Below are 24196 nucleotides of genomic sequence, written 5' to 3' on the forward strand. Positions count from 1 at the left end.
AAATCGAGGGCAGAATGGCACAGGCTGCTGTTAGTTTGACGAAATTTTATTGGAGCCGATCCTGCAATGCAGTATTTATGCTGCTTCTCTTTTTGCAGAAGGCATTTGCTTTCGGTGTAATGTTGTTGATCCCATTGTCCGTTCTTGCGGCAGGATCGGCTTTGCAAGCGCAGGCTCAGACGGCTTCTGCATCCGCTTCCTCCTCGGCGCCTGTAGATCCGGACTTGCCCGATGCTCCGTCACCTTTGCCAGCTCCTCAAAAAAACTCCCAGCCGAACATCCCATTCCTTCCGCCACAATTTAGCCTGCCCCTCCAGCCGATGGATCTTGGAAGTAAGTTCAAATACTTTGTGGAGCCCGCGTTTGGCCCACGCAGTTTCGTTACTAACGCTTTCGGTGCAGGGATACGCATGGCAAATCCTCCCAGCCAATACCCTCATGAATGGCGCGCTGGAGGTGAGGCATTCGGGCGGCTCTACGGAGACAGCTTCGCTCGCACCGGAGCAGAAAGCCTTGGACGCTTCTCCGCTTCTGCTCTGCTACATGAAGATCCTCGTTATCGGCGTTCTGAAAGCACCTTCTTTCCGTCGCGCCTGGGCCACGCCTTAGCGTTTACCTTTATCGATAGAACCGACAGCGGCCATACCACAGTTGCCATATCAAACTTCACCGGGGCCGCAGCTGGGGGATTTATTGGCAACGCATACCTTCCGTCCGGCTTCGATAACTTGACCCATGCCGGCCAGAGATCCGCAATCGCTTTCGGCGGCATTGCGGCCCAGAATGTAATGCAAGAATTTTCTCCAGAACTCGGCCAATTCCTGAAGAAGATACATCTACCCCATATACCGCTGCCTCCTGTTTGGTGGACAGGGAACAACCAATGACACACGGACAACGCCTTTTTCAGGAGATGTAATGCACAGCGATCAGTCAGACTCGTCGTGTGTGCCCAAAGCCCCCAAACTATTTAAGCAGGCGCTCTTGGAGGAAACGGATCTCCAGCGATGCATAGAGTCTCTTCAGTGCATCATCTGTGATTTGCTTATCGAGAATGAAAAGCTGCGACAGCTCGTGGTTGCAGACAAGTTCTAATTTTCGATACAGGGCATATGCGTGGAAATTCGGCTTGCTTTGTAAACCGAAGCTTGAAGATCTCAGATGACGCTATTAGGCCAAGTCACCCATCGACGGAGACTGAATAAGTGACTTGGCAATTTATTTCCTGCTGAGAGTAAATCTCAGTAAAGCGAAGCCCGTTTGGAGAGATACATCCCCTGCCGCCTGGTATTTGGGTAAATCATTCGGAGTGAAGTGTAGTGATTGGATCGAGGTGCATGGCGCGCAGTGCCGGGATATAGCTGGCAGCAAGTGCGACGGCAGAAAGCACAATTGTGACGCCAGCGAAGGTGGATGGATCGGTGGGCGAGACGCCGTAGAGTAGCCCAGCCATGAGGTGAGAGACGATAAGCGCACCCGCGACACCCAGTCCGGCCCCAACCGCTGCCAGACTGAGTCCCTGACGTAGAACCATCCTGAGTACATCGCCTCTTTGAGCTCCCAGCGCCAGGCGAATGGCTATCTCGCCTCTTTGCTCATTGACCAGATAGGAAATCGTTCCGTAGATGCCAAGTCCGGCTAACAGCAACGCAGTCGCTGCAAACAGCGCAACCATTTCCATTGAGAATCGCCTCACGGAAAGCGAGGTAGAGAGTATGTTATCCAGGGTCTGAGCATGGAAGACCGGAAGTTGTGGATCGACGGACTGGATCTGCGTGCGCATCTGCGAGGATATGACACTGGGATCAAGCTGTCCGCGGAGAAATACGGCCAGATCTTTAGCGGGATGCTGGTACACGCTGCGGTACAACTGCGGAATCGCCGTGTCCGCCAACGATTCCGTGCGGGCATCCGCAATGACTCCAACGATCGTAGTCCAGGCTGGCTTGGCGGAGCTCAACGGTTCGCGGGGATCCAAGTGCAAGCGGACGCGTTTACCAAGCGGGTCCTGGTTTGGCCAGTAGGCGTGAGCGGCGGCCTGATTGATGACCGCAACCTGCGGCATCTTCTCAAGGTCCTGATCATTGAAAAGGCGTCCGCGTAATAAGGGCATGCCCAGCAGGTGGAAGTATTCGGGAGAAATGATGGGACTATCGATCCTTGGAGCCTGATTGTCCATTGTTTCGACGCCTTCGCGGATCAATGGCAGCTGGTCGGGATGGCTATGGCCGAGGGGAAGAGCGGCCACGTCTCCGACGGCCGCTTCTTCTACGCCCGGTAAGGATCGGCTGCGGCGAAGAATCTCGCGCAGCAAGACCGACTCCTGGGTGGCAGTTTGGTAGATATCCGCGCTGGGATTGTTCGGTCCCGGCAGCCAGGTTTGAACAGCCATGACGCGGTCAGGATTGAAACCGGGTTCCGCCTTGTACAAGCCCCAAAAACTGCGCAGAAGCAGGCTCGCTGCGACCATGAGCACCAGGGAAAGCGCCAATTCACTGATGACCAGAAGCTGGCGGGCACGCGAGCGTCCCCGAGAACCCTTGGAGCCGCGTCCTTCCTGCCGAAGCGTACCGATCAAATCGACACGGCTCATAAGCCACGCAGGAGCAAGTCCGAAGACAATTCCAGCTGCGGCGGAGAGGAGCACAGCAAAAAACAGCACACCCCATCCAACCGCAATATTGCTGAGGTGCGGCAGGCTCTCCGGAACAAACCGCAGCAGAAAATGCTGGGTGCAGAAGAGAATGACAAAGCCGGCGATTCCACCAAGCAGGAAGAGCAATAGTATCTCGGTGAGAAGCTGGCGGATAAGGCGCGTTCTTTGCGCTCCCAAGGCCTGGCGAACTGCAATCTCACGGCCTCGCCCACTGGCTCTGGCGAGCAGGAGATTAGCGACGTTGACGCAACTGATCAGCAGGACTGATCCTACCGCGGCGAACAGTAGAATGAGAGATTGGCGAACATTGCCGACCACACTTTCACTGAGCGGAGTAAGACGCACGGTCCATTTGGTCTGTGGGGGATAGTCCGCCGGATATTGCTTTTGCAGCGATTCCACCAGCGCATCGATGCGCTCTTGTGCGGCCGCAATTGAGAGACCTGGGTTCAGACGCGCGACCACCCGACTCTCCAGACGCGTACCGCGCATCGCGGGCGGAAACGGCAAGCCGGACATGCCAGCTGCCAACCACACTTCTGTATTCAGCTCCTCGTTCGTTGAGCCTAGGTCGCGAAAACCGCTCGGCATGATGCCCACAACGTGATAAACGTCGTTGTCCAGGAGCAGGGCCTTGCCGATAATGTGCGGGTCGGCCCCGAACTCCCTCCTCCAGAGCCCGTCGCTGATCACGGCCTCCAGGTTGAAGCCGGGAGTGGCATCGTGCGGATCGAAGGTGTGGCCCAACTGCGCGTTTACGCCAAAGACCGCAAAATAATTCGGTGTGACATGCTTATAACTGAGACGCTCGGGCTGCGCACTGCCGATGAGGTTCACATCTGCGCCGTGACCGGAAACAGATACGGACTGGAATATTCCGGAGCTCTCGAGGTCTCTCCACTCAGGAACGGAGATGCCGACGTCATGTGCTCCTACCCCAGGAAGGTCGTCCTGAATGCGCACTAATTGAGCAGGGCTTGAATACGGCAGAGGGTGCAACAGCGTCGCATCGATCACGCTATAGATGGCGGTGGTGGCTCCGACGCCCAGCGCTATCGTGGCGATCGCAACGACAGAGAATCCAGGCGCTCTCACAAGCATGCGGACCGCGTATCGCAGGTCGAAGTACAGATTCTCAATGAAAGGCAAACTTTGTTCGGCGTGATGGCTCTCCCTGATCGCTTGTGCTGCGCCGAACTTGAGTATGGCCTGTCGATGCGCTTCAGCAGGGGTCATGCCAGCGCGCAGGTTATCCTCCATCTGGAATGCGAGATGTTCAGCGATCTCTTCCTGCAGACGCTGGTCGGCGCTCCGCCGAGTTGCAAAATTAGAAAAACGAATCAGGAATCGTCGCAGGAATTTCACGTTAAATCCTCCGCCTTGACTTTGAAAAAGCGCGCGATAATAGCCGTGGTTTGCTCCCACTCGAATGTCTCCACCTGGAGTTGCCTGCGGCCAAATCTGGTAAGTCGATAGAAGCGTGCGCGGCAATTGTTCTCTGATATGCCCCACTCAGAGGCAATCGAGCCTTCATGCTCCAGCTTGAGTAGCAAGGGATAAAGCGTGCCTTGGTTAACTGCCAGCAGGTCTCCACTGACCTGCTCAATGCGACGGGCAATTCCCCAGCCGTGCTGCGGCTCCAGGATATCGAGTGTCCTAAGGACCATCAGCGCGAGTGTTCCCTGCGGGACGTCGGACTTTTCGAGCATTGGGAAGACACCTCTTGGTTTCCAACAGAACTATGCCACATATACCTTTTGGAAAGCAACAGGAGTCTGCCATAATCCATTTTAGAAAGCAATCAGGCTAAGCCAACGCACAATGAGGCGGAGATCCGGCCTCAGTATCGGAAGCAACGAAGGGTGTCGACAAGGTGTTTCTGTTCATTGGCAGAGAGGGTATCCCTGTCGAGTTGACGCAGGCTGTCACTGTTTATGGCCTGGCAAAGAAGTCTGGCCTAAAGCACGTAACGTTCGTCTTAGTCTTCATCGCTACAGAGGAAGGTCATAGTGGAAAGACGTACGATCTGGTTTCGTCAGAGATAGTGCGTGGTCCGGGTGCGGCAGCAGCCTGGTCGAGGTTGCTAGGCAAACAAATCGTCTACCCGGGACACGCAGATTTCGACGGGTTTGAATTGCAGTTGCGCGAAAAAGTAGTCCAGGTTGGCTGGCCTATGATCTTCGCGCCATGTTCCAGGGCTTCATCGAGTGTGGATTCAGCAATACGGAAGACCAGGCGGCGCGCTTTACTGCCTTATTTGGGCATCAGCGATGTAGCCGTGTGGGAAAGATCACACACCGGCAACAGCGGCGGTGTCGTCCGAATGCCCGGGACACCACTTGCGGCCTCGATCTGCGGATTCGAGAAAACCTTACCCATGATGGATCGCGCCAAAATCAGAATCCTACACTTCAAATATCGCCGCCATTCACACACGGCTTCGGTTTTGATAACTACGCTTGAGATATTCGCCAGGGTTAGCCCCGACAACTCGCTTGAACGCTTTACTGAACGCAGCGTCGGATTCGTAACCGACCGACCGTGCAACGTCGATGAGCTTCTTGTCACGCTGCTGGAGCAGCTGCATCGCCTTCTGCATCCGCCACTCGATTACATATTCCAGTGGTGTTTGTCCGAGTAGTTCTTTAAAACGGACTGCGAATGCAGAGCGAGACATACCTGCTGCGGCAGCCAGGGATTCGACTGTCCAGGGTTTACTCACATTGTCGTGAACAGCACTCAGGGCAGCGCCTACCTGAGGATCGAAGATGGCGCGAAGCCACCCTTTCTTACGTTCTGGTCCCCACGCAATATGAGCACGGAGTATTTGGATAAACAGAACCTCGGCCAGCCGAGTCGCCACAACTTCCGCTCCCGGTGCCTGTTGTGCCATTTCTGACGCCAGTGCCTGCAGTGTGATGTGAAGAGCAAGCGTGCGTGCCTGATCGGCCTTGATCAGAATGAAGTGCGGCAATAGCTGGGTGATAGGCTTCAGCCGCGCGCGATCGAAACTGAGAGACCCGCATACGATGGTCGTCGGTGTGCCCCCACCTCCGTAATGCGCAACATGGTTGTTGGCGCGAGCCCCGATCTCGCGGAAGGTTCCTTTTGGACGGGTTCGTGGGCTGTCGCGCAAAACAATCGAAGTCCCCTTAGCCAGCAAAAAACAATCACCACCGGTAAGCGGAATCGGCTCTGGAATGCCTTCGACACTGAGCCAGCAGTTACCGCACGAAAGCATGGCGAAGTGCGCCAAATCTGTGGGTGGCATTTTAGGGGAAGGCGTGACCTTTTCTACGGCCTGGTTTTCCTGTTTTATGCCCCATGGAGCTGTGGCCTCAAGCCTGTGCAGACCGAAAGCGGTTACTTGCATCGTTCTGAAGATGTCCGTTATCGGGTCCACAGCAGCCTCCTTATTTGGACGAATAGACAAAACATTCGGACTTACAAGCAGTTCTCGTCCAACACAAAAGAAATCTACTCCTCTGTAGTGAATGCTACATATCGATTCGATGCACATCGCGAAGGGAGTAATTATGGGAAAGCTAGAGGGTAAGGTCGCAGTCGTCACAGGTGGATCAAGCGGTATGGCGTTGGCAAGCGCTAAGCTGTTCGTGGAAGAAGGTGCCTACGTTTTCATCATGGGCCGCAGGCAGGAGGTACTCGATGAGGCCGTGGAGCTGATTGGGCGGAATGTGACCGGCGTGCGCGGTGACGCCGCCAATCTCGATGATCTCGACCGCCTGTTCGACACGGTCAAGCGGGAAAAGGGCAAGATCGACGTCCTGTACGCGAGTGCCGGCTGGGGTGAATCCGTCCCACTGGGCGAGATTACCGAGCAGCACTTCGATGCGATCTTCGACCTGAATACGCGCGGCACGTTGTTTACGGTTCAGAAGGCGCTACCGCTGTTTAACGATGGTGGATCGATCTTCATGACCGGGTCCGTTGCTTCGGTGAAGGGTTTTCCCGGTTACGGCGTGTATGCGGCGAGCAAGGCGGCGTTGCGCTCCTTCGCACGCACGTGGCTCAAGGAACTAAAGGGCAGGCATATCCGGGTGAACGTACTGAGCCCGGGGCCCATAGCCACGCCGATGCAAGATCAGGTTCTCACCGAGGAGGCAAAGCAGATGTTCGAATCCCTGATTCCGCGCGGAACGATGGGGCAACCGGAGGAAATCGCGACGGTCGCGTTGTTTCTTGCTTCCGGCGATTCGAGCTTCGTGAATGGGGTGGAGTTGTCCGTCGACGGCGGCTTCTCGGCCATCTGATATCAGCTGATCTCGATGAGTGCATAAATCGCCAATGCACTCATCGAGCCCAGATTGGTCTCGATAATTCACCTTCCGTTTACCCACTCTAGGCTCAACTGTCGACTTCAGGCCTTACCGCTCATCGAACTACCGCGCGGTAGAAACAAGATTTTGATGGGCGGCTGCACCGAATTCTCGGAGCAAATTTGCCCCAGAACCGAGGTCGTTCGCTTGTGTACTACGTAGTTCGGGCACTTCCGTGAGCATTGCGGGTACGAATCTGGGTACTGAGGCTAACCTGGCTTGTAAGCCTCCTAGGATGTTTGCTTATGGCTTCCTGGGGCAATCGATAGTTTAGCTGCCATTTCTAAATGGGTTGCACTTCCACTGTGCCGTGGCGCAGTTTGAGGATGCTCTGCATTCTGGAATGCCCGGCTTGATTTGTACCAGTGATTAAGAGACACACTGGACAAGGAGAGCAAGATGGCACGAGGTAAGAGCGGTATCAGCCGAAGCAGGTAGTAAACCTTCTTCGGCTGATCGAGGTGGCGATCGCGGACGGGAAGACGACAGCGCAGGCGTGCAAGGAGGCGGAGATCGTAGAGCAGACGTACTTCCGGTGGCGCAAGGAGTACGGAAGGTTGTAGGTCGACCGGGCGAAGCGATTGAAGGCGTTGGGGCAGGGAAACGCGAAGCCAAAACGTCTAGTGGCGAACCTGAGCCTGTATGACCTGGCGCTGAAGGACATCGCCTCGGGGGACTTCTAAGCCATGAGCGACAGCGCAGAGCAGTGAACCACGTCTGGAGTTACGGCTTCGTCAGCGAATGGATGCGCGAAGGGCGCAGTGTGCGCATCCTCAACCTGATCGACGAGTTCCCCCGTGAGTGCCTTCTGATCCGCGCAGAGCGGCGCTGGTCAAGCGCAAAGATCATCGGAGCTCCGGCCGATGTCGATGTCATGGTGCTGAAGGGTGTTCCGCAACAGATGAGCTCGGATAATTGCCCTGAGTTCGTCGTCAAAAACTGCGCGAATGGCTCGCCGATACTGGGGCAAAGACTCTGTACATCGAACCCGGTTCTCCATGGGAAACGGCTACTGCGGATCATTCAACTCGAAGCTTAGAGATGAGTTATTCAACCCGAAGATCTTCCACTCGATCAAAGAACTGCGTGTACTGGCCGAATGCCGGCGTATCCACTACAACAACTTCAGGCCGTACTCTTCGCTTGGGTATAAACCTCCAGCACCAGAGGCATGACTGACAAAGAACAAGGGGCATGAAGAAGTGGAAATCGCTATGGACTCCCCACTTCTCCGCCCCCGACGACGGCTATCTGAACTTAGAAGTAAACGCGCTACACACTCCTCACTGGTACAAAAATTGGGCACACCAACTCATCGAGTGCTCAGGCAGTATGGACAAACCAAGTACCGAAAACGCGCATAGCGGAATTGGCTAATTTACTGCCGAGAAGCGGAATTTCCCTGACTTGTTGTTTTGCATAGTTCTGAGACTCTCGAGCATCAGAATTTGTACTTCAGAGCGAACTCCAGAATACGGGGATCGGAGGCTGAGGTAACTTCGCCGAAGGTCGAGCTGCCGTAGGTGCTCGAAACGCCGGAGAAGTTCGTGTGGTTGAAGACATTGAACGCCTCGGCACGGAACTCAAAGTCATTGCCATGCGCGACGTGGAAGGTCTTGTAAAGGCTCATGTCAAAGTCAACGAGGCCGGGACCACGGATGGTACCGATGCCCGCGTTGCCCAAGTATCCAGCTGCGGGTGCGCTGAAGGCCGCAGTGTTGAACCACTCCTTTACCGTCTTGTCTCCATTGGTGCTCACACCGGCAGCGCGGTTGGGACGCACAGCATTGCCTTGATCGGAGACGCTGAGGCCGGGAGAGATCGAAGTACCACTGCGAATGGTGGTGATATCCGAGTACTGCCACCCGCCAAACACGGCGCGGCGCCAGCTGCGGTCGCTCTTGAGCCACGGCACCGAGTAGATGCCGGTAAGCGCGAGCGAGTGCGGGTAGTTCAGGCCTTCGGCGTTGCCGTAATAGCGCTGCGGGTTGTAGGGATCGATGACGTTGTACGTGCCGACCGAGGTGTAGTTCGTAAGGTCGTGGGAATACGTATACGACACGGTCGCAAATAGCGAATCGCTAACCGGATGTTTGACGCTGACCTCCAGGGCATTCCAGTTCTGGTCGAGGTGCGTGCGGTAATCGCCGATAGCTGCGTAGCCCTGATAGGGTGCGTAGAGATATGGCGTGACGGTGCCGGCGTTGATAACGGGGTTGAAGTCATACACGCCGTCATGCGCGGGTGCGTTGAGGTTCCAGGTGCCAACGACGTGGCGCGCCTGGCTGGCAGCGCCGGTTACGCCAGCTGTCCAGCTGCGAGGGAACTCATGCTCGAGGCTCGCCGAGTAGGTGTGTACCTGCGTGGCCTGAATGTCCTGATCGGCAGCGCTAAGGCTCGAGATGGTTGCGGCCTTCGTAGTGCCCGTGCCTGCGGGATCAGAGAAGTCCGGATTCTGCAGATTCGATGTCGAAAGCGCAGGCGGGTTCAGTGCGCAGTGGTAAGAGCAGTCCTGGTTGGTAAAGACGCGTGTGTAGGTGAGTCCGTAGCCCCCGCGGAAACTCGTCTTGCCGTCGCCGAAGACATCCCAGGCGAAGCCGATCTCAGGCCCAAGGTACCAGTTGTGCTCGTTGGAGAAGTTCTTCGGCAGCTGGCCCTTTTCGCCATTGTTATAGAGCAGGCCATTTAACGCATTGTAGTTTGAGGTGGTGGTGATGGTGCCGCTGGCATTCACGATCGGCGCTTCCGCAGGCGAGTAGGCCGAGGGCACGAAGTTCGTCTCGGTACCCGGAGGGCCATAAGGCAGTGGCATGAAGTAGGCACGCAGGCCTACGGTGGCGGTGAGGTTGCGCGTGAGCTTCACTCGGTCTTCGAGATACGGCGAGAAGGTGAAGCCATGCACGGCGACACGGATCTCGTTGCTGGTCTGCGTGAAAGTGCTGGCGTCGCCGAGCAGGAAGTCTGCGATAGCATCGTCCTCGGTGACCGCACCGCTTGTGGGCTTCGTAAATGTGCCGGTGAAGGTGAACTGTCCATTCGAGGCGCTGGGCGGATCCTGCCGCTTGGTGTTGAAGACGATAGTAGCGCCGGCCTGCAGATAATGGTTGCCCTTGAGCCAGCTCCAGTCATCGCTCACAGTATTGTCGAGGTCGGCTGCGTGCTGCTGCGGCAGGTTCGCAGGGATGCCCTGCGGCGCGATGCCTCCGGAGATCGTGACCAGCGGTAGACGGTCGGATAGGTTGCCGTCATAAGGCAGCGTCTGGTTGAAGCCCGAGACCTGGCTGTTATACGTGGTGCCCTCGAGATCGAGGTCAAGATCGAAGATATTCATTGCGATGCTGGTGGTGTTCACCATGCTGGGCGAGAGTACCTGTGTGAGCGAAAGTTGCGCGAGCTTGTTATGCGTGTAGTCGGTTTCACTGTTGGTCGAGTAGATTTCACCGCTCTCCACACTGGAGAGATTGTTCTGCTGGTACTCCTGGTACTCGTCCAGATACTCGCCGAGCAGGTGCAGGCGCGGGCTGAAGTTGTGATCGATCTTGATTTCATCATCGCGCTGCGCGGTCTTCTGCGGCTTGGTATTAATGTAGTTATTGCCCGATCCATTGGAGTAATTCGGCAGCGGATAGAGCGCGGCAAGATAGGCCGCGGCATTCGCATCAATACCACTCAGCACATACTGCCCCGATGCGTTCTGAACAAAGTTTGCGCCGGTCGAGGGGTCCTTAATCGGCGAGCTGAATAGACCGTCACGCTGATCCTGCGTCGGTGTAAGTCCGGTGAGCGTGCCCGTAGGCGTCTGCGTGAGACGCACAAACTGCTCGGAGAAGAAGAAGAAGGTCTTCTGCTTATCGGTGTTATAGAGATGCGGAATAAAGATCGGTCCACCGAGGTTGTAGCCGAAGATGTTCTGCTTGTACGGCAGGATCGAAGTCGCAAAATAGTTCTTTGCATTCAAATCGTCATTGCGCAAAAATTCCCATGCCGCACCGTGAAAGCTCGAGGTACCGCTCTTGGTCTGCAGAAGCACGACCGACGATCCCATCAGCGAGTAGCGGGCGGAGAAATTGTTCTGAAGCACGCGGACTTCTTCGAGCGAATCGGGATTCGGTACAACCGTGGTCTGCGTCATGTTGCCAGTATTTTCATTCCAGATGCCGTCGAGCGCGTAGAAGGTCTTGTTGGTCTGCAGACCGTTCACTGAGAGCACATTGCTGGTAGCGCGGCCGCCGGTAGTGAGCGCCGTGCCGGCTGAGGTGTTCTGCACGCCCGGCATGAGCGTGGCGAGTCCCTGGTAGTTGCGGCCGTTGAGCGGCAGCGTGGTTACCTGCATGCTGGGCACGGAAGCCGATGTCTCTGGCGTCGCAGTTTCGACTGCGGCTTCGCTCGACGTAACGTTGACTGTCTGCGTGGATGAGCCGACCTTGAGCGCCGCGTTCACGGTCGTGGTCACCGCGGGATGAAGATCGATGGCATGCACGTCATAGGTGTTGAAGCCATCTTTTGCAACCGATACTGAATAACGTGCCACACTCAGGCCGGGGAGAACATACTGGCCCTGGCTGTTTGACTGTGTATGCGTGACAACGCGGGTCGCTTCGTTCGTGGCGCTCACATCCGCGCCGGGTACGACACTGCCGCTCGTGTCAGTGACGAGGCCGGTGATGGTTGCGGTGGTGGAGAGCTGTGCGTGCAGTGCATGCGGCGTACTGGCAAGGAACAGTAGCGCTGACAACGTCAGCAGAATGCTTCGAAGCTTCGACATATATATCTCTCTCTGCATGCATCACGGAATGCACAGGGATGAACTGGATAGAGTCTGGGTGCGAAAAGGCGCGGAGCGGTACCGTAACGGGATCATTTCACGCTCTTATTGTTGCGTCGGCAGGAACTAAGCTACGGACGGACAACAGGCCAGGAGCGCGGTGCGATAACAGCGACAACAAGTCCGCTGAAATGCGTTCCACTGGCGCGTCACTTCCCGGCGGAAGCTGGCGATGCACACGGCGGCGAGCGGCGAGCGGAGCTCCGGCATGCGAGTAGGAGCGGTTGCTCCCTCATCGATTCGGGGCCCGTTCATTCGCGCACTATTTGTGTAAGCGTGCATTTCCTAAATGATAACCGAAAGATCGCGAAAGCGATTTATTGCGCATGCTTTTTGCAGTATGAGCGGTTCTCTGTCGACGCAATGTTTCATCGGATTTCCGGTTGAAATAGAGAAAGGGAGCGTGTTGCTCCATGCTCCTCCGTCCGCGCTCGATTCCTCTTTCCGCTTGCTTCTTATGCTGGCACCATTGTTTGTCTTCACATGGTGCAGTAGAGCAGGGGCTTAGAAGAAAGCATAAGTCCAAGGTGGCCCCAAGCAAGATCAGCTTGGCAGGCCACCTTTACTACCCTCTGGCAAATTCATATGTGCGGCATTACGGTTGACCGGAGGGTGTCGGCTCGAGTGTGCCGGGATACTCCGGCGAGGCGTGATGCGATGCACGCGTGTAGTCGTCGAGGCGCTTCACGATGTCCGGATATTCGCTTGCGATGTTATGTTCTTCCGACGGATCGACGGAGAGGTCATACAACTCGAGCGGCGCATCACGCTTGAGGCGCACGGCTTTCCACTTACCCCAGCGCGCGGCCTGCCGGTAGACCGGCTCATAAAACTCCCAGTACATCAGGCGATCGTCGAGTGCGGTGCTCTTTGGATTGCGCAGGATAGGCAGGATGCTCAGACCATCGGTGGCCTCAGGGGGCGCATCTGCAAGCTCAAGCGCAGTGGGCAAGAAGTCTGGGAAGTACGTTGGGCTGACGGTTGTGCTGCCAGCACGAATGTTTCCGGGCCAGCGAACGATGAGCGGATCGCGGATGCCGCCTTCGTACATGTCGCGCTTGTAGCCCTGCAGGATGCCGTGCGAATCGAAGAAGTTCACCACCTTCGTCTGTTCCGGCGTTGGCTCGGAGCGCGGGCCATTGTCGGAGGCGAAGAAGACGACGGTGTCCTCTTCGAGTCCCTGCTCCTTGAGCGCGCTCACCAGCTTGCCCACGCCCTGGTCGAGATACTCAATCATTGCGGCATAGGTCTTTTCATCGTCATCCCACGGTTCGTTCGCATAGGAACCGAAGTCAGGCGCCTGGTAGGGGCTGTGCGGTGCGGAATACGCGACATAGAGAAAGAAAGGCTTATCATCCTTCGCGCCTTCGCGAAGGAAGTCGAGCGAATCGTCGGTGACAAGAAAAGTCTCATAGCGGCCACGCTTGTTGTCCGCATTCTCGGGCAGGTCTATGAGTTCTTCGTTGTGGTACCACTGCGTGGGATAGTAGCCCTGTGTGGTCTCAGTCTGCGTAAGCCATCCGCGGAACCAGTCAAATCCGTGGCGGTTCGGCGCGGCTCCGGGATCGTAACCGTCAAGGTGCCATTTTCCGGCGAGACCGGTGCGATAGTCAGCGGCCTTCAGATAATCGGCGACGGTCTTGTCTTCGGCCGTGAGACTGGCGCGGCGAATCTCCTGCTTGCCCTTGTGCCCAACATGGCCTGCGGCGAGTGCGAAGTTATCGCGGACGCGCGTATGGCCGGTATTCTGGCCAGTCATCAACGCGCTGCGTGAGGGCGCGCAGACAGGTGCTCCGGCATAGGCATCGGTGAAGCGCAGGCCTTCGGCGGCAAGTTTATCTATATTCGGCGTGCGGAACTTTTTCTGGCCGTAGACGCTGGTGTCGGCGTAGCCCATGTCGTCTGCAAGGATAAAGACGATGTTTGGTCTCTTCTTCCTGTTGCTCGTCTTAGCCTGCGCAATGCTGGCAATACATGCGGCAAAGGAAGAGGCCATGAAGGACCGTCGTGTGACCCGAGTGTGCTCGTGATGCAAATCCATTATCAATTCCAGGTATCTATGTGATTTTCTTAAGAATTTCGATTAGCTTCAGATAAATGGGAGATTGCTCGGAAGGTAGAAGGCTCACCTCCAAAGCCGCTCTAAAGCCCCCTGCGCTTTTCTGTTTTCTTCGGGTAGACCAATCGTAATTCTCGCCCAGTTGGTGTAGGGAGGGAAGGTTCGTCCTATCTCGATGCCTTGCTTGCGTAGATAAGCTGCCAGCTCAACCTGTGGCAGTCCTGCGTCGAAGAAGACAAAGTTTGTAACCGTGTCCGATCTTTTCCTCCCTTGCCGGTCGAGGAAACTTGTCCACTTGGCGCGCTCTTCGCTCACGATGTTGCGTACGCGCGCTCCATGCGCTGTGTCGCCTAGCGCTGCTGAGGCTGCGGTGATGTTCAGACGGCCAAGAGATTCAGCGTTCCCGTAGCCCTGCTGGCGCAGTGCGCTGACCACCGATGCGGGCGCGAGAGTGTAGCCGATGGGAAGGCCAGCGAGACCGTGAATCTTGTCAAAAGTGCGGAAGACGAGCACGTTTGCTCCTTCGCGTACGAGTTGCACGGCAGAGCGGCGCTCGAAGTCAGGCGTGTATTCGAGGTAGGCCTCATCCACAATGACTGGAGCCTTCTGAGAGATTTCGCGCAGGAAGCGCAGAAATGTATCCGTCTCAGTTACAGTCCCCGTTGGGTTGTGAGGGTTGATGAGATAGATGGCACGAGTCTTCGGCGTAAGTTTCTCGCGGAAGGCGTCGAGATCATTTTCATAGCGCGCATTGAGCGGGATGGGTACGGCTTCGCCTCCGACATGGGCGGCAGCATCGACCAGCGCGGTATAGCCGGGTGCGGAGTAGAGGAATTCGCCACCGTGGCCGCCGCGGCTGCCGAGCCAGAGACCGAGGCCGCCAAGGATTTCGCCGGGGATGACCTGCTCCACGGGGAGATGCTCATAAGTGGCAACCTGCTCGAGAAACGGTTGCGCGAGTGCATCGCTTGCGTAGCGTGAGAGCCTGCCGAACTCACGGGTGAGCGCGGGAGCAACCGCTTCTGAAGGCCCGAAGGCATTTTCGTTTAGGTTGAGGTAGATAGGCGCAGACGGCGCGGTATCTGCGTCTGCGAGGGCTGCGAAGGCGCGTGGAGATGCGCCTGAGGTGATGGCCGCCCCCGCGGCGGTGAGTCCGGTAACTTTTAGCAGAGCGCGGCGGCTCCATTCGGTACGCACGATAATCTTTTCCTTTCGCGGTTGCTGATGGCCGGGCAGTGCGATGGGGCATGTCCACCGCACCGGTTGCTGCTAGTAAGTGATGTGCAGACCCATCTGCAGGTAGCGGGGAAAGTTGGCCTCGGAGGTGATCTGTCCAAAGGTAGAGCTGCCGTAGGCCGTGTTAGGGCCGCCGAAGAGCGGAGTATTGAACGTGTTAAATGTTTCGGCACGATACTGGATGTTGAGCCGTTCGCGGACCACGACGTTTTTGAAGAGCGAGATATCCCAGTTCTCGTAGCCGGGGCCGCGCAGCGAGAGCGTGCGAGGGGCATCGCCAAAGGTGTATGCGGAGGAGGCGGTAAAGGCCGCGCTGTTGATATAGCCGTTCAAGCGGTCATAGAGGCTGCCCTTGGTGCCGAGGCTTACACCCTTCTGGATGTTGGGCCGCTGCACGCTATTACCGGCAATGGTGCTATTGGGATTGCTGCTCTGGGTGACTGTGACCGGGAAGCCGGAGCGGAAAGTGGGCAGTACGTTCAATTGCCAGTGCGAGACAGTCTCATCGAGCCAGTGATGGCCGGTACGCAGTTGTCCCTGGCCGAAGGGCAGATCCCACAGCACGCCAGCGACGAAGCGGAAAGGTGTATCGCTAACGGAGTGTGAGTACTCGGCTTCGAGGTCGTAGACGTTTTGCGGAGCACTTGCGCCGACCGACTGGATGCTGTTGGCGGTAGCGAAGGAGGAATCCATGTTGCGAGACCAGGTGAACGAAGCAAGCAGGTTGACGCCGTGCGAAGCGCGTTTCTCGGCCTTGACGAGCAACGCGTTGTAGTCGGCGTGCGCGGAGCTGAGGAAGAGGTTAACCGAGGTGAACTGCGGGAAGGGACGCAGCGTCTGCGAGCGAGAAACAGAGGTTTCGCCGATGATGCCTGAGCCGCCCGCAACATAGAGAGGGTTGGACACTTGATTGTTGAGGGCCGAGCCCTGCGTGAAGTTCGACGGATTGAGCTGGTTGATGTTGACCGCTGTGCTGCTGGTAGGCGAGGGCGACAGGTTGACCGAGCGCGAACCGATGTAGGCAACGTCCACGGCTACATTCTGCGGCAGCTCACGCTCCACGTCGACCGAGAACTGTTGCACGCGCGGTGCTTTGTAATCCTGGTCATAGGAACTGACGGAGTTGCCCACGCCGGTGAGCAGGCCGGCTGAATTGCCAGCGGGTTTGGTAAGACCGTTGGGGAAGGGATTGCTCAGCGTGCCTGCGGGTGTCTGGTCATTATCATTGCTGGCCACGTATTGGTTGGCCTGTGTGTATCCCGGCGCAAGAGAGGCGGTGGGGTCATAGCGGATGGGCGCATACAGGATGCCGTAGCCGCCGCGCACTACCGTCTTCGGCGTGAGCTGGTAGGAAGCACCGATGCGCGGTGCGAACTTGAGGCGCGAAAGGTTACCGATGTCCGAAGGATGGCCATCCACGCCGGCGAAGAGTACGCCGCCAGTGACGGAGGTGCTGCCCGAAAGCAACGCCGTTGCCGTGCGATCGAAGCCGACGGCAAGCTGGTTGTGGTCTTCTTTGAGGCCGGTCTCGGACTCCCAGCGCAGGCCGAGATTCAGCGTAAGCTTGGGCGTCACGCGCCAGTCGTCCTGCGCGAAGACAGCGGAGTAATCGAGGTAAGTGTGCAGCAGGGTGGAGAGGTCGATCTCGCCGGAGACGGGAAGGCCAGTGAGCAGGTCGGCAATGTCATCGCCGGAGAGGCCGTCGGTCTCGCTCGGGCTCTGCTGCGTGAAGGCTCCGCTGAAGGTGTAGGTGCCGGGCGCGTTGCTGTAGTCCTGAAAGTCGAGGCGCAGGCGACGATACTCCGCGCCGACTGTGACGTTGTGCTTGCCAAGTGTTTTCGCGAGCGTGCCGTTCACGATCTGCGACTTCCAGTTGTCGAGCTGGTCGGTGTTCTGGCCGAGCTGTGAGTAGTTGGCGAAGAAGATCGTCGGGAAAAACTTGGCCTGCATCTGACTGCTGAGCGAAGTGGGAAAGCCGAGGTTCGCGGGGTCGAAGCCGTTGCTCACTTCCGCGATGAGGTTGGGGAAGCGGTTATTGCCGTAGCGCACGGTCAGTACGGTGGTGGGGTTCAGTATCCATGTGCTGTTGGCCTGCACCGCGTCCACCTGGCGGTGATAGGTATACGAGTAGCTGCCGGGCAGCGTGTGCAGCGGGTTGCCGAGCGGTTGCAGTGCTTCATAGAAGATGTACGAACCGTTTACGGTCCACCACGGGCGAATCTGCTGATCGAGCTTGAGTGTGACTTCCTGTGCGTGGTCGCGAACGTTGTCGGTGCCGGTGTAGGTATTGGCGCCGGAGTTGGGATTGGGGAAGTAGGAGGCGATGTTCTTGCCGACTGTGTTGATGTTGCTAATCACATTGCCCGCGTAAGGGCGGCGCTGCACGGTGCCGCTGGCGTCGGTGTATGTGTCGTACGGGTTGTAGATGGTGTGCAGGGTGCCGTCTGCGTTGTAGTCACCGGAGAAGTCGCCAGTCTTTTCCGCAGCGGTGGGTACGACGAAGGTCTCCGTATAGGGTGAGGTCTGAATATAGCCTTCCGCGCCGATCCAGAAGAAAGTCTTGTTTTGGCCGTCGTAAACATGCGGAATGACCAGCGGTCCGCCGAGCGATGCACCCCAGTTGTAGTACGGACTATCGGGGCGAGCAATGCCTTCGCGGTTGGCGAAGAAGTCGTTGGCGAGCCACGCCGTCTGGCGGGTTTCGCCAAAGACGGAGCCATGCAGTTGATTCGAACCGGAGCGCAGTAGCGTGTTGAAGACACCGCCGCCGGTGCGGCCCACCTGCGCGTCATAGGTGAGCGCCTGCACCTTTACGTCCTGGATGGACTCGATGGTGGGGATAGCGATGGGGCGGTTGTTGGTATCGGTGATGGGCACGCCGTCGACGAGATAGAGATTCGAGGCGACAGGGCCACCGGCGATCGAGGTGGCCGAGGTGCCGTTCTGATCGGCAAAGCGGATGAACTGCGGGTTGCCGGTGTTGACGAAGACGCCGGAGAGTCCGGCGGCGATGTACGGATTGCGGCCCAGCACGGGTACGTCTTCCAGACGCTTCTGGTCGAGGTTGGTGCTGATGGAGGCGGTCGAGTTATCGACCAGCGGCGCTTCGGCCGAGACCTGCACGACGTTGCTCGCGGTACCGAGGCTCAGCGGCACGTCGAGGGTGAGGAAGTCCTGCGTAGCAAGCGCAATATGCGTGCGCTCGGCGGGCGCAAAGCCGGGGGCGCTGATCTTGAGCGTGTAGACCGAGGGCTGGAGAGCGTTGAAAACGTAAGCTCCGGCGCCGTCTGTATCGGTGGAGCGGACCTGCGCGGTGTGTTCGTCGGTCAGAGTGATAGATGCACTCTTAATGGTTGCGCCGCTTGGGTCGGTGACGGTGCCGCGCAGCTGGCCGTTGTAGGTCTGCGCCCGGACTGGGGCGATGGCTACGATCCACACGAGGAACAGCGCAGATAGGAAGAGAGATGGACGGTAATTCCGCCGATGCGACATAGAGCTCTCCTGAAGTGAAGCAAAAAGAAAAAGGCGGGGAGCGTCTGCCAGGGGGAATCCACGACGCTTGCTCGCGCCAGGTTCGGTCCGGAGGGAAGAAAGGGATTCGCGGTGAGGCTACAGACAACAGACGGACACGCGGTCACTCGACCCGACAGGACAGGCCTGCGAGGAATGACAACAACACGTGCTGGTTTGGAACACCATGCTCTGAGGATATGCAGAGTCGCCTCTATCGTCAACGCATCCACGGTTTTTCTGCGAGCCGGGATGCATTATCAGATTGAAGAGGCCGAATTATCTGCGATCCATTCCATTAAAAATAGAACCTGTCCAGAACGGCGTAGCAATTTTGTTTTGCACGATCGATGCAGGACATCGAGTGGGCCAGAGAAGTGATCTCGAGGCGAGCGCACCTCCAGGCCCCTTACTGCCGAGGGTGCAGCCGCAAGTCTGCGACTGCGAGCAGCGCAGATTCAAACTGAATCAGCACCGGCAAACGAAAATCTAGGAAGCTGGTCCAGCGTTTCTGAAAAGCCGGCGCCTGGTTACCTATCAGATTTCGGTGAGTGCATTGGCGATCTTGCGTAATTCCATGGGACATTGTGGGCCGAACCGCAGGTTCTTCGCGCGTTTATCATTACTGGACAATTTGCAACAACCAGTTCACCACGTCTTTGATCGCACCGGGATCGCTATGTGTACTGTGCCGAAGACTCCCTGTGCTGTTCGGCAAAATTTGCCGAACAGACCATGTCCCGATTGGAGTTGTCTCAACTCCCACATCGGCAAACGGAAGTATCAAAGCACCGCCGACACCAAGAGGCAATGCAGAAACGCAAATCAACGTCAGAAGGACGGGAAGAGCGCCGATGGCTAGAATCACAAGAGCGAGCAACGCAACCATTGCCGCGAGTTGTATCCAGATCCAATAGATCGGTAACCACAAAGCTATGTGAAGCAATGTGTCAACCAAAGACCCCTCGGGCGCAAAAGCTTTAGCTATTAGTAGAGGAATGAAAAGCACCGTCCAAAGACCGGCCCACCATTCAAGCCTGCTGCGATGCCGTATTACAAAATTAAAGCACCATTCGTAAAGTAACGGCCCAGAGACAAGCAATTGTATATACCGAAGTGCTACTTGAGAGGCAAGCCAAGAAGCGAATTGGAACATGCTTATCGCACCCGTAGCTTCATCGCCGATGCACCGCAGAATTAGCAGCTTAGTATCTGGGGGGATATGTACCATCAGCTTTTCTGCCACGTCTTCTGCATAAGCTCTCCAAAACAGAGTCAGGGCAAATAAGGCCAAAGCAAAGACGATCCCTCCTCCAAATACAGCAAATCCGTATATCGGTGAGTCATGAGCTGACTGCCAAAGCAGGCGATCGAAGAAATATACCCAAGAGAAAAAACCTAAGAGCAAGACCGCTGCCGAAAGCAAGATAGTTCCGGTAGAGCCATAGTGTCGCACTTGAGCACTGAAAAATGGGGTCGATAAACAGACGACATTTACGGTCGGAGCCAATTTGCCGATCTCAACAGCTCGTAACGCAACATTGCCACCGTGGCTGTGAGCAATGACGAAATGGACGGCCTCAGGGCGTTCACGACATCGAGCGTTCAGCTCTATTGCGAGTATTTGGGCGGCATTTTCCCGATTAGCGACCGAGTTTTTTCCTCTCCAACTACGCTGAAAGAAGGTGCAGTTTGGAATGGCGGTCTCAATTGCCATTCTAATAGCAGAACCGTCTTTCATCCATGCGGCTCTGGATGCCCACGTGCCGTTGACTAGGGTTACGACGATTGCTCTCTCTGGCTGCATGAACTTGGGCTGACCTTTTCCGGTTGCTTTCCTGTCCGAGCATATCCCAGCGATTGGTTGATGTGCTTTCTATTGGATCAGAAAGCTCAACGCTAGTGTCTCGACCAGTCCTTAGAAAGCGACGAGTGTCCAGAAACGAGGCCGGGGCTGGTCTCTCAACTGACGAAAACAGGCCTATGCGCTCATTGAGACACTTCAGCGGCCGACAAAAATTCGTAATAGGAGCTCCAAACCGCGTTCTCGAGCGATCCGGCAGTTAAAGCTCCTTCTATCGGTTTGCGCCTGCCGCTTCGTGACTGCACTGAGGCTGTGACAAAGTGTGACAATCTTTGACCGATTGTGACTTTTAAGCCTAAACAAGAATGCCGATTCGGGTGTCTTCTATAGAGACCGAATCGCATCGCAGAAGAACGCCAATTGGCAATTATCGTGGACTCTTCGATCCGCTCCGAAGAGCGTCTTGATTGAGGATTCTATTGTTTTCACGGTATTCGGCGAAGGTATCGAGGTTGGATTGCTTCCTGGGAGAGGGGTAGATGAAGCGTTGCTTTGTACTTCTGATCGCTGCATTCGCTTTCACCGCCGTCGATCAATCGGCCCATGCTGCTGTCTTCAAGGCTGGGGCCGGGAAAGCCGACATTCAGATTTCGAGCGAAATGCTGCCCGTCGAAGGTTACACCGGCCAACACGATGCCATTTCGACGCGTGTGCTTCTTCTCGATGAGGACAAGACGCGCATCGCGCTCCTGGTGGTGGATACGCCTTCCGTCCAGGACGCGCTCGTCGCGCACTGGAAAGCCATATTGAGCAAGGTCACGGGCGTGACGGCAGAAAACACGCTGGTGATCGCGAGTCATGACACCTCGGCGCCGCACATATCTTTTGGCGAAGCTATCCGCTCAAACTCAACGGCTGGGGCTGTAAAAACAAATGATCCATCCAGCGGTCAGCCTTCAGGCCAGGGACAAAGGAGACAGCAGACTCCCGAGGAGATCGCTCATGCGAAATCCTATGCGGACGCGGTCGATGCCTCGGTACAGGCAGCTGCGGAGAAGGCCGTTGCGACGCTGCAACCGGCAAAGATTGGGTATGGGCGCGGCACAAGCCGCATCAACGTTTATCGCAACGTCCGGACGCCGAAGGGCTGGACGATAGGTTATGACGATAGTGGATTTACCGATCCTTCACTTGCTCTGATTCGATTGGAATCCACGGACGGTAAGCCACTGGCGTGGCTGATGAACTATGCCGTGCGTCCCGCTGTGATGGAGCAGTCCACGACGGCACAGGGTGGAAAGCTGATCTCCGGCGATCTCATCGGCAAGGCCGAACGCTATCTCGAATCCGAGTCCGGCTCCGATGCGGTCGCCATGTTCGTTATGGGAGCGGCCGTCGATCAGTCTCCATATCTGATGTCCAATCGCTTCGTCATCGACAAGGACGGAAACTCCTCGCGTGTTGATATTCACGAGGCGGGTTTCTATCTCGTGGACCTTCTCGGGGAGCGTCTGGGCAGCGATGCCGTGCGTGTGAACGCAGGGGTCATGTCGGAGGTGCCGAAAGGTCTTCATCTAACGCGAGAGCGCGTCGACGTTGCCTCGCAAAGCAGCGGGCACGAGATCTCTCCTGGCGGAGGAGCGGCGGAGAATCCGCTGCCGGTACCCTTTTCTATTCTCCGCATCGGAGACATTGTGCTTGTGGGCGTGGTGCCGGAACTCAACGCGGATATCGGCACCCAGATCAAGGCGGAATCACCCTTTCCGCAAACAGTCGTGGTGACGATGGTGGATGGTTCCGCGAAATATCTGCCGGATGTTACAAATTACGATCGCAAGACGCCAGAGGCGGTTGGTTCCCGATTTGCCCGAGGATCAGCCGAACATGTGGTGGAGAAGATCGAAGCCGTGTTGAAAGCGCAGCAGAATGATGTGCCATGAAGTGCCGCGGATGATGGCTGAGCCTAAAGAACACGAACTGGAAAGACTCGGAGGAAGAAAGACGATGGGTTTTGGCAAGGATCACGGAAGAGCGAAGAGGTTCACCTGGAGACGGCACAGCTTTGCCTTCTCTCTTGCCACGATGGCGTTCATCCTGATGGGAGAGGCGAAGCAGGGAACTGCTCAGCAGTCGGGCAGCGAGGCCAGTTGCGCGAATCTGGCAAAGCTGACCATCCCCGAAGCAACGATCACGATGGCGAAGGTCGTCCTGCCAATGGAGTTCCAGTTTCCCCAGTCACGCAGTAATCGCGCGCCCGGCGGTCCGGGTGGTGCTGTTAGGCCAGGTGCGCCAGAGGGAGGTCCGGGCGGACCACCCTCTGGCGGTCTGGGAGCTGGGCCGGGTGGAAACAATATGTCTCTGGCGCCGTTCTATCCCAAGGACACGACGAACCATGTGTCGTTCTGCCGTATCGCCGCGACACTGAAGCCGAGCGGAGACTCGAATATCAAGGTCGAGGTGTGGATGCCGGTTACCGGCTGGAACGGCAAGATGATGGGCGCCGGTGATTTCGGCTGGGCCGGACACATCATGTATGCTGGCCTGCTCGTGGCTCTCGAGCACGGATACGCAGCTGTGAGCACAGATACCGGGCATGATGAGTCGCTCGACAACGGGGCCTTCGCGCTCGACCATCCAGACAAGATGATTGACTACGGCTATCGCGCGGCGCACAACATGACCGTCTACGCGAAGCAGGTTATCCAGGCCTTCTACGGCAGGCCCGCGGCGCACGCCTATTGGTTTGGATGTTCGCTGGGCGGCCAGATGGGCATGACGGAGATTCAGCGTTTTCCCGAGGACTACGACGGAGCCATCATCGGCGCACCTGCGAATCCCATCGTTGATCTGAACTTCTACCAGATCTGGCCGTCGCTGCTCATCGCGCAGAATCCTGCCCGACAGCTTGGCCGCGACAAGGCCAACATGCTTGCGGCTGCGGTCATGGCCAAATGCGATGCGCTTGACGGCGCTAAGGATGGAGAGATCGAGAATCCCCTCGCCTGCGACTTCGACCCTGCCACGCTGCTGTGCAAGGGCGCGGACGACGGCAAGTGTCTTACCGCCCCGCAGCTTGAGTTTGTGCAGATGCTCTACGCAGGCCCAGTCGACTCGAAGGGGCGCAAGCGGCACACCGGCGCGGCCAAGGGCACCGAGGCATCCTTCGGCGGCTATACAGCCGACAGCGCCATGGGAGTCGCTACGGCGCTCTTCAAGTACATGATCTTTCAGAATCCGAACTGGGATTGGAAGACGCTCAACATCGATCACGATATCGACTACGGCAACGCCGTGTTGAAGACCGTGAATGTGGCAGATAATCCAGACCTCAAGCCCTTCTTCGACCGCGGTGGCAAGCTGCTCATGTATCACGGCTGGAGTGACGGCAACAGTCCGTTGACAAACATCGAGTACCTGGATGAGGTCAAGAAGACAGTCGGCGTGGAGCAGACAGAAGACTCCATGCGGCTGTTTGCGATTCCTGCCATGGGGCATTGCTCCGGTGGATCGGGCTGCGACACCTTCGACAAGCTGGCCGTACTCGATGCATGGAAGGAGACCGGCAAGGCTCCGGAGAAGATCATTGCCTCAAAGATTCAGAATGGCAAAGTAATCCGTACGCATCCGATCTGCGCGTGGCCCATGGTGGCCAGTTATCAAGGCAGCGGCGACCTCAACGCTGCGGCAAACTTCGCATGCGTCAAGAAGTAACTCATCCAGCCATGGCTTGATACAGATAAGCGGTTGCATCAGGCCGTACAGGGAGAAA

The 24196-nt window shown here is 56.9% G+C and carries 13 protein-coding genes and 1 pseudogene; 5 read left to right on the forward strand and 9 right to left on the reverse strand.

Annotated features, from left to right (window positions below; all coding sequences use genetic code 11):
* Positions 1-14 precede the first annotated feature (14 nt).
* Positions 15-887, forward strand: coding sequence for a hypothetical protein (locus tag ESZ00_RS19335; protein ID WP_129210062.1), 873 nt, complete (start codon positions 15-17; stop codon positions 885-887).
* 413 nt (positions 888-1300) lie between these two features.
* Here ESZ00_RS19335 and ESZ00_RS19340 read toward each other — a convergent pair whose 3' ends face one another.
* From ESZ00_RS19340 to ESZ00_RS19350, 4 genes are all read right to left on the reverse strand, one after another.
* Positions 1301-4021 carry an ABC transporter permease gene (locus ESZ00_RS19340; RefSeq protein ID WP_129210063.1) on the reverse strand — a complete coding sequence of 907 codons (2721 nt, stop codon included), beginning with the start codon at positions 4019-4021 and terminating at the stop codon, positions 1301-1303.
* On the reverse strand, positions 4018-4365 hold the full coding sequence (locus ESZ00_RS19345; RefSeq protein WP_129210064.1) for a PadR family transcriptional regulator: 348 nt from the start codon (positions 4363-4365) through the stop codon (positions 4018-4020). Before ESZ00_RS19345 ends, ESZ00_RS19340 begins: the two co-directional genes overlap by 4 nt.
* A 544-nt stretch (positions 4366-4909) precedes the next feature.
* Entirely contained in the window at positions 4910-5050 is a 141-nt protein-coding gene (locus tag ESZ00_RS20190) for a hypothetical protein (protein WP_164981635.1), read from the reverse strand.
* A gap of 34 nt (positions 5051-5084) precedes the next feature.
* Entirely contained in the window at positions 5085-6059 is a 975-nt protein-coding gene (locus ESZ00_RS19350; protein ID WP_204520242.1) for an AraC family transcriptional regulator, read from the reverse strand.
* Positions 6060-6192: 133 nt separating this feature from the next.
* Between ESZ00_RS19350 and ESZ00_RS19355 the strand changes: the two genes are divergently transcribed.
* Positions 6193-6927: an SDR family NAD(P)-dependent oxidoreductase gene (locus ESZ00_RS19355; protein WP_129210065.1), complete on the forward strand. Its 735-nt coding sequence runs from the start codon at positions 6193-6195 to the stop codon at positions 6925-6927.
* 518 nt (positions 6928-7445) lie between these two features.
* Positions 7446-8159 (forward strand): annotated as a pseudogene (locus tag ESZ00_RS19360) (integrase core domain-containing protein); the annotation flags it as partial.
* A gap of 275 nt (positions 8160-8434) precedes the next feature.
* On the opposite strand, the gene ESZ00_RS19365 reads toward ESZ00_RS19360, so the two are convergent.
* The 5 genes from ESZ00_RS19365 to ESZ00_RS19385 all read right to left on the reverse strand — a co-directional run bounded on the left by ESZ00_RS19365 (position 8435) and on the right by ESZ00_RS19385 (position 20364).
* On the reverse strand, positions 8435-11758 hold the full coding sequence (locus ESZ00_RS19365; protein WP_129210066.1) for a TonB-dependent receptor: 3324 nt from the start codon (positions 11756-11758) through the stop codon (positions 8435-8437).
* A gap of 655 nt (positions 11759-12413) precedes the next feature.
* On the reverse strand, positions 12414-13814 hold the full coding sequence (locus ESZ00_RS19370) for an arylsulfatase (protein WP_229740844.1): 1401 nt from the start codon (positions 13812-13814) through the stop codon (positions 12414-12416).
* A 129-nt stretch (positions 13815-13943) separates the two neighbouring features.
* Positions 13944-15074: a pyridoxal phosphate-dependent aminotransferase gene (locus tag ESZ00_RS19375; protein WP_204520243.1), complete on the reverse strand. Its 1131-nt coding sequence runs from the start codon at positions 15072-15074 to the stop codon at positions 13944-13946.
* Positions 15075-15146: 72 nt separating this feature from the next.
* The gene (locus tag ESZ00_RS19380; protein ID WP_129210068.1) at positions 15147-18605 is read right to left on the reverse strand and encodes an outer membrane beta-barrel protein; all 3459 of its coding nucleotides are present in this window, start codon (positions 18603-18605) and stop codon (positions 15147-15149) included.
* A gap of 640 nt (positions 18606-19245) precedes the next feature.
* Positions 19246-20364, reverse strand: coding sequence for a hypothetical protein (locus ESZ00_RS19385; RefSeq protein WP_129210069.1), 1119 nt, complete (start codon positions 20362-20364; stop codon positions 19246-19248).
* A gap of 602 nt (positions 20365-20966) precedes the next feature.
* Here ESZ00_RS19385 and ESZ00_RS19390 point away from each other — a divergent pair.
* The gene (locus tag ESZ00_RS19390; protein ID WP_129210070.1) at positions 20967-22367 is read left to right on the forward strand and encodes a hypothetical protein; all 1401 of its coding nucleotides are present in this window, start codon (positions 20967-20969) and stop codon (positions 22365-22367) included.
* 64 nt (positions 22368-22431) lie between these two features.
* Positions 22432-24138, forward strand: a complete 1707-nt coding sequence (locus ESZ00_RS19400) for a tannase/feruloyl esterase family alpha/beta hydrolase (RefSeq protein WP_164981636.1) — start codon at positions 22432-22434, stop codon at positions 24136-24138.
* Positions 24139-24196 lie beyond the last annotated feature (58 nt).

This window comes from Silvibacterium dinghuense (genome assembly GCF_004123295.1).
Classification (GTDB): domain Bacteria; phylum Acidobacteriota; class Terriglobia; order Terriglobales; family Acidobacteriaceae; genus Silvibacterium; species Silvibacterium dinghuense.

What these genes read in the sequence shown, in the direction of transcription:
- ESZ00_RS19400 (WP_164981636.1), top strand. Translation starts at nt 22,432, where the DNA reads ATGGGTTTTGGCAAGGATCACGGAAGAGCGAAGAGGTTCACCTGGAGA.
- ESZ00_RS19355 (WP_129210065.1), top strand. Translation starts at nt 6,193, where the DNA reads ATGGGAAAGCTAGAGGGTAAGGTCGCAGTCGTCACAGGTGGATCAAGC.
- ESZ00_RS19380 (WP_129210068.1), bottom strand. Translation starts at nt 18,605, where the DNA reads ATGTCGCATCGGCGGAATTACCGTCCATCTCTCTTCCTATCTGCGCTG.
- ESZ00_RS19370 (WP_229740844.1), bottom strand. Translation starts at nt 13,814, where the DNA reads ATGGCCTCTTCCTTTGCCGCATGTATTGCCAGCATTGCGCAGGCTAAG.
- ESZ00_RS19365 (WP_129210066.1), bottom strand. Translation starts at nt 11,758, where the DNA reads ATGTCGAAGCTTCGAAGCATTCTGCTGACGTTGTCAGCGCTACTGTTC.
- ESZ00_RS19345 (WP_129210064.1), bottom strand. Translation starts at nt 4,365, where the DNA reads ATGCTCGAAAAGTCCGACGTCCCGCAGGGAACACTCGCGCTGATGGTC.
- ESZ00_RS19385 (WP_129210069.1), bottom strand. Translation starts at nt 20,364, where the DNA reads ATGAAAGACGGTTCTGCTATTAGAATGGCAATTGAGACCGCCATTCCA.
- ESZ00_RS19390 (WP_129210070.1), top strand. Translation starts at nt 20,967, where the DNA reads ATGAAGCGTTGCTTTGTACTTCTGATCGCTGCATTCGCTTTCACCGCC.
- ESZ00_RS19335 (WP_129210062.1), top strand. Translation starts at nt 15, where the DNA reads ATGGCACAGGCTGCTGTTAGTTTGACGAAATTTTATTGGAGCCGATCC.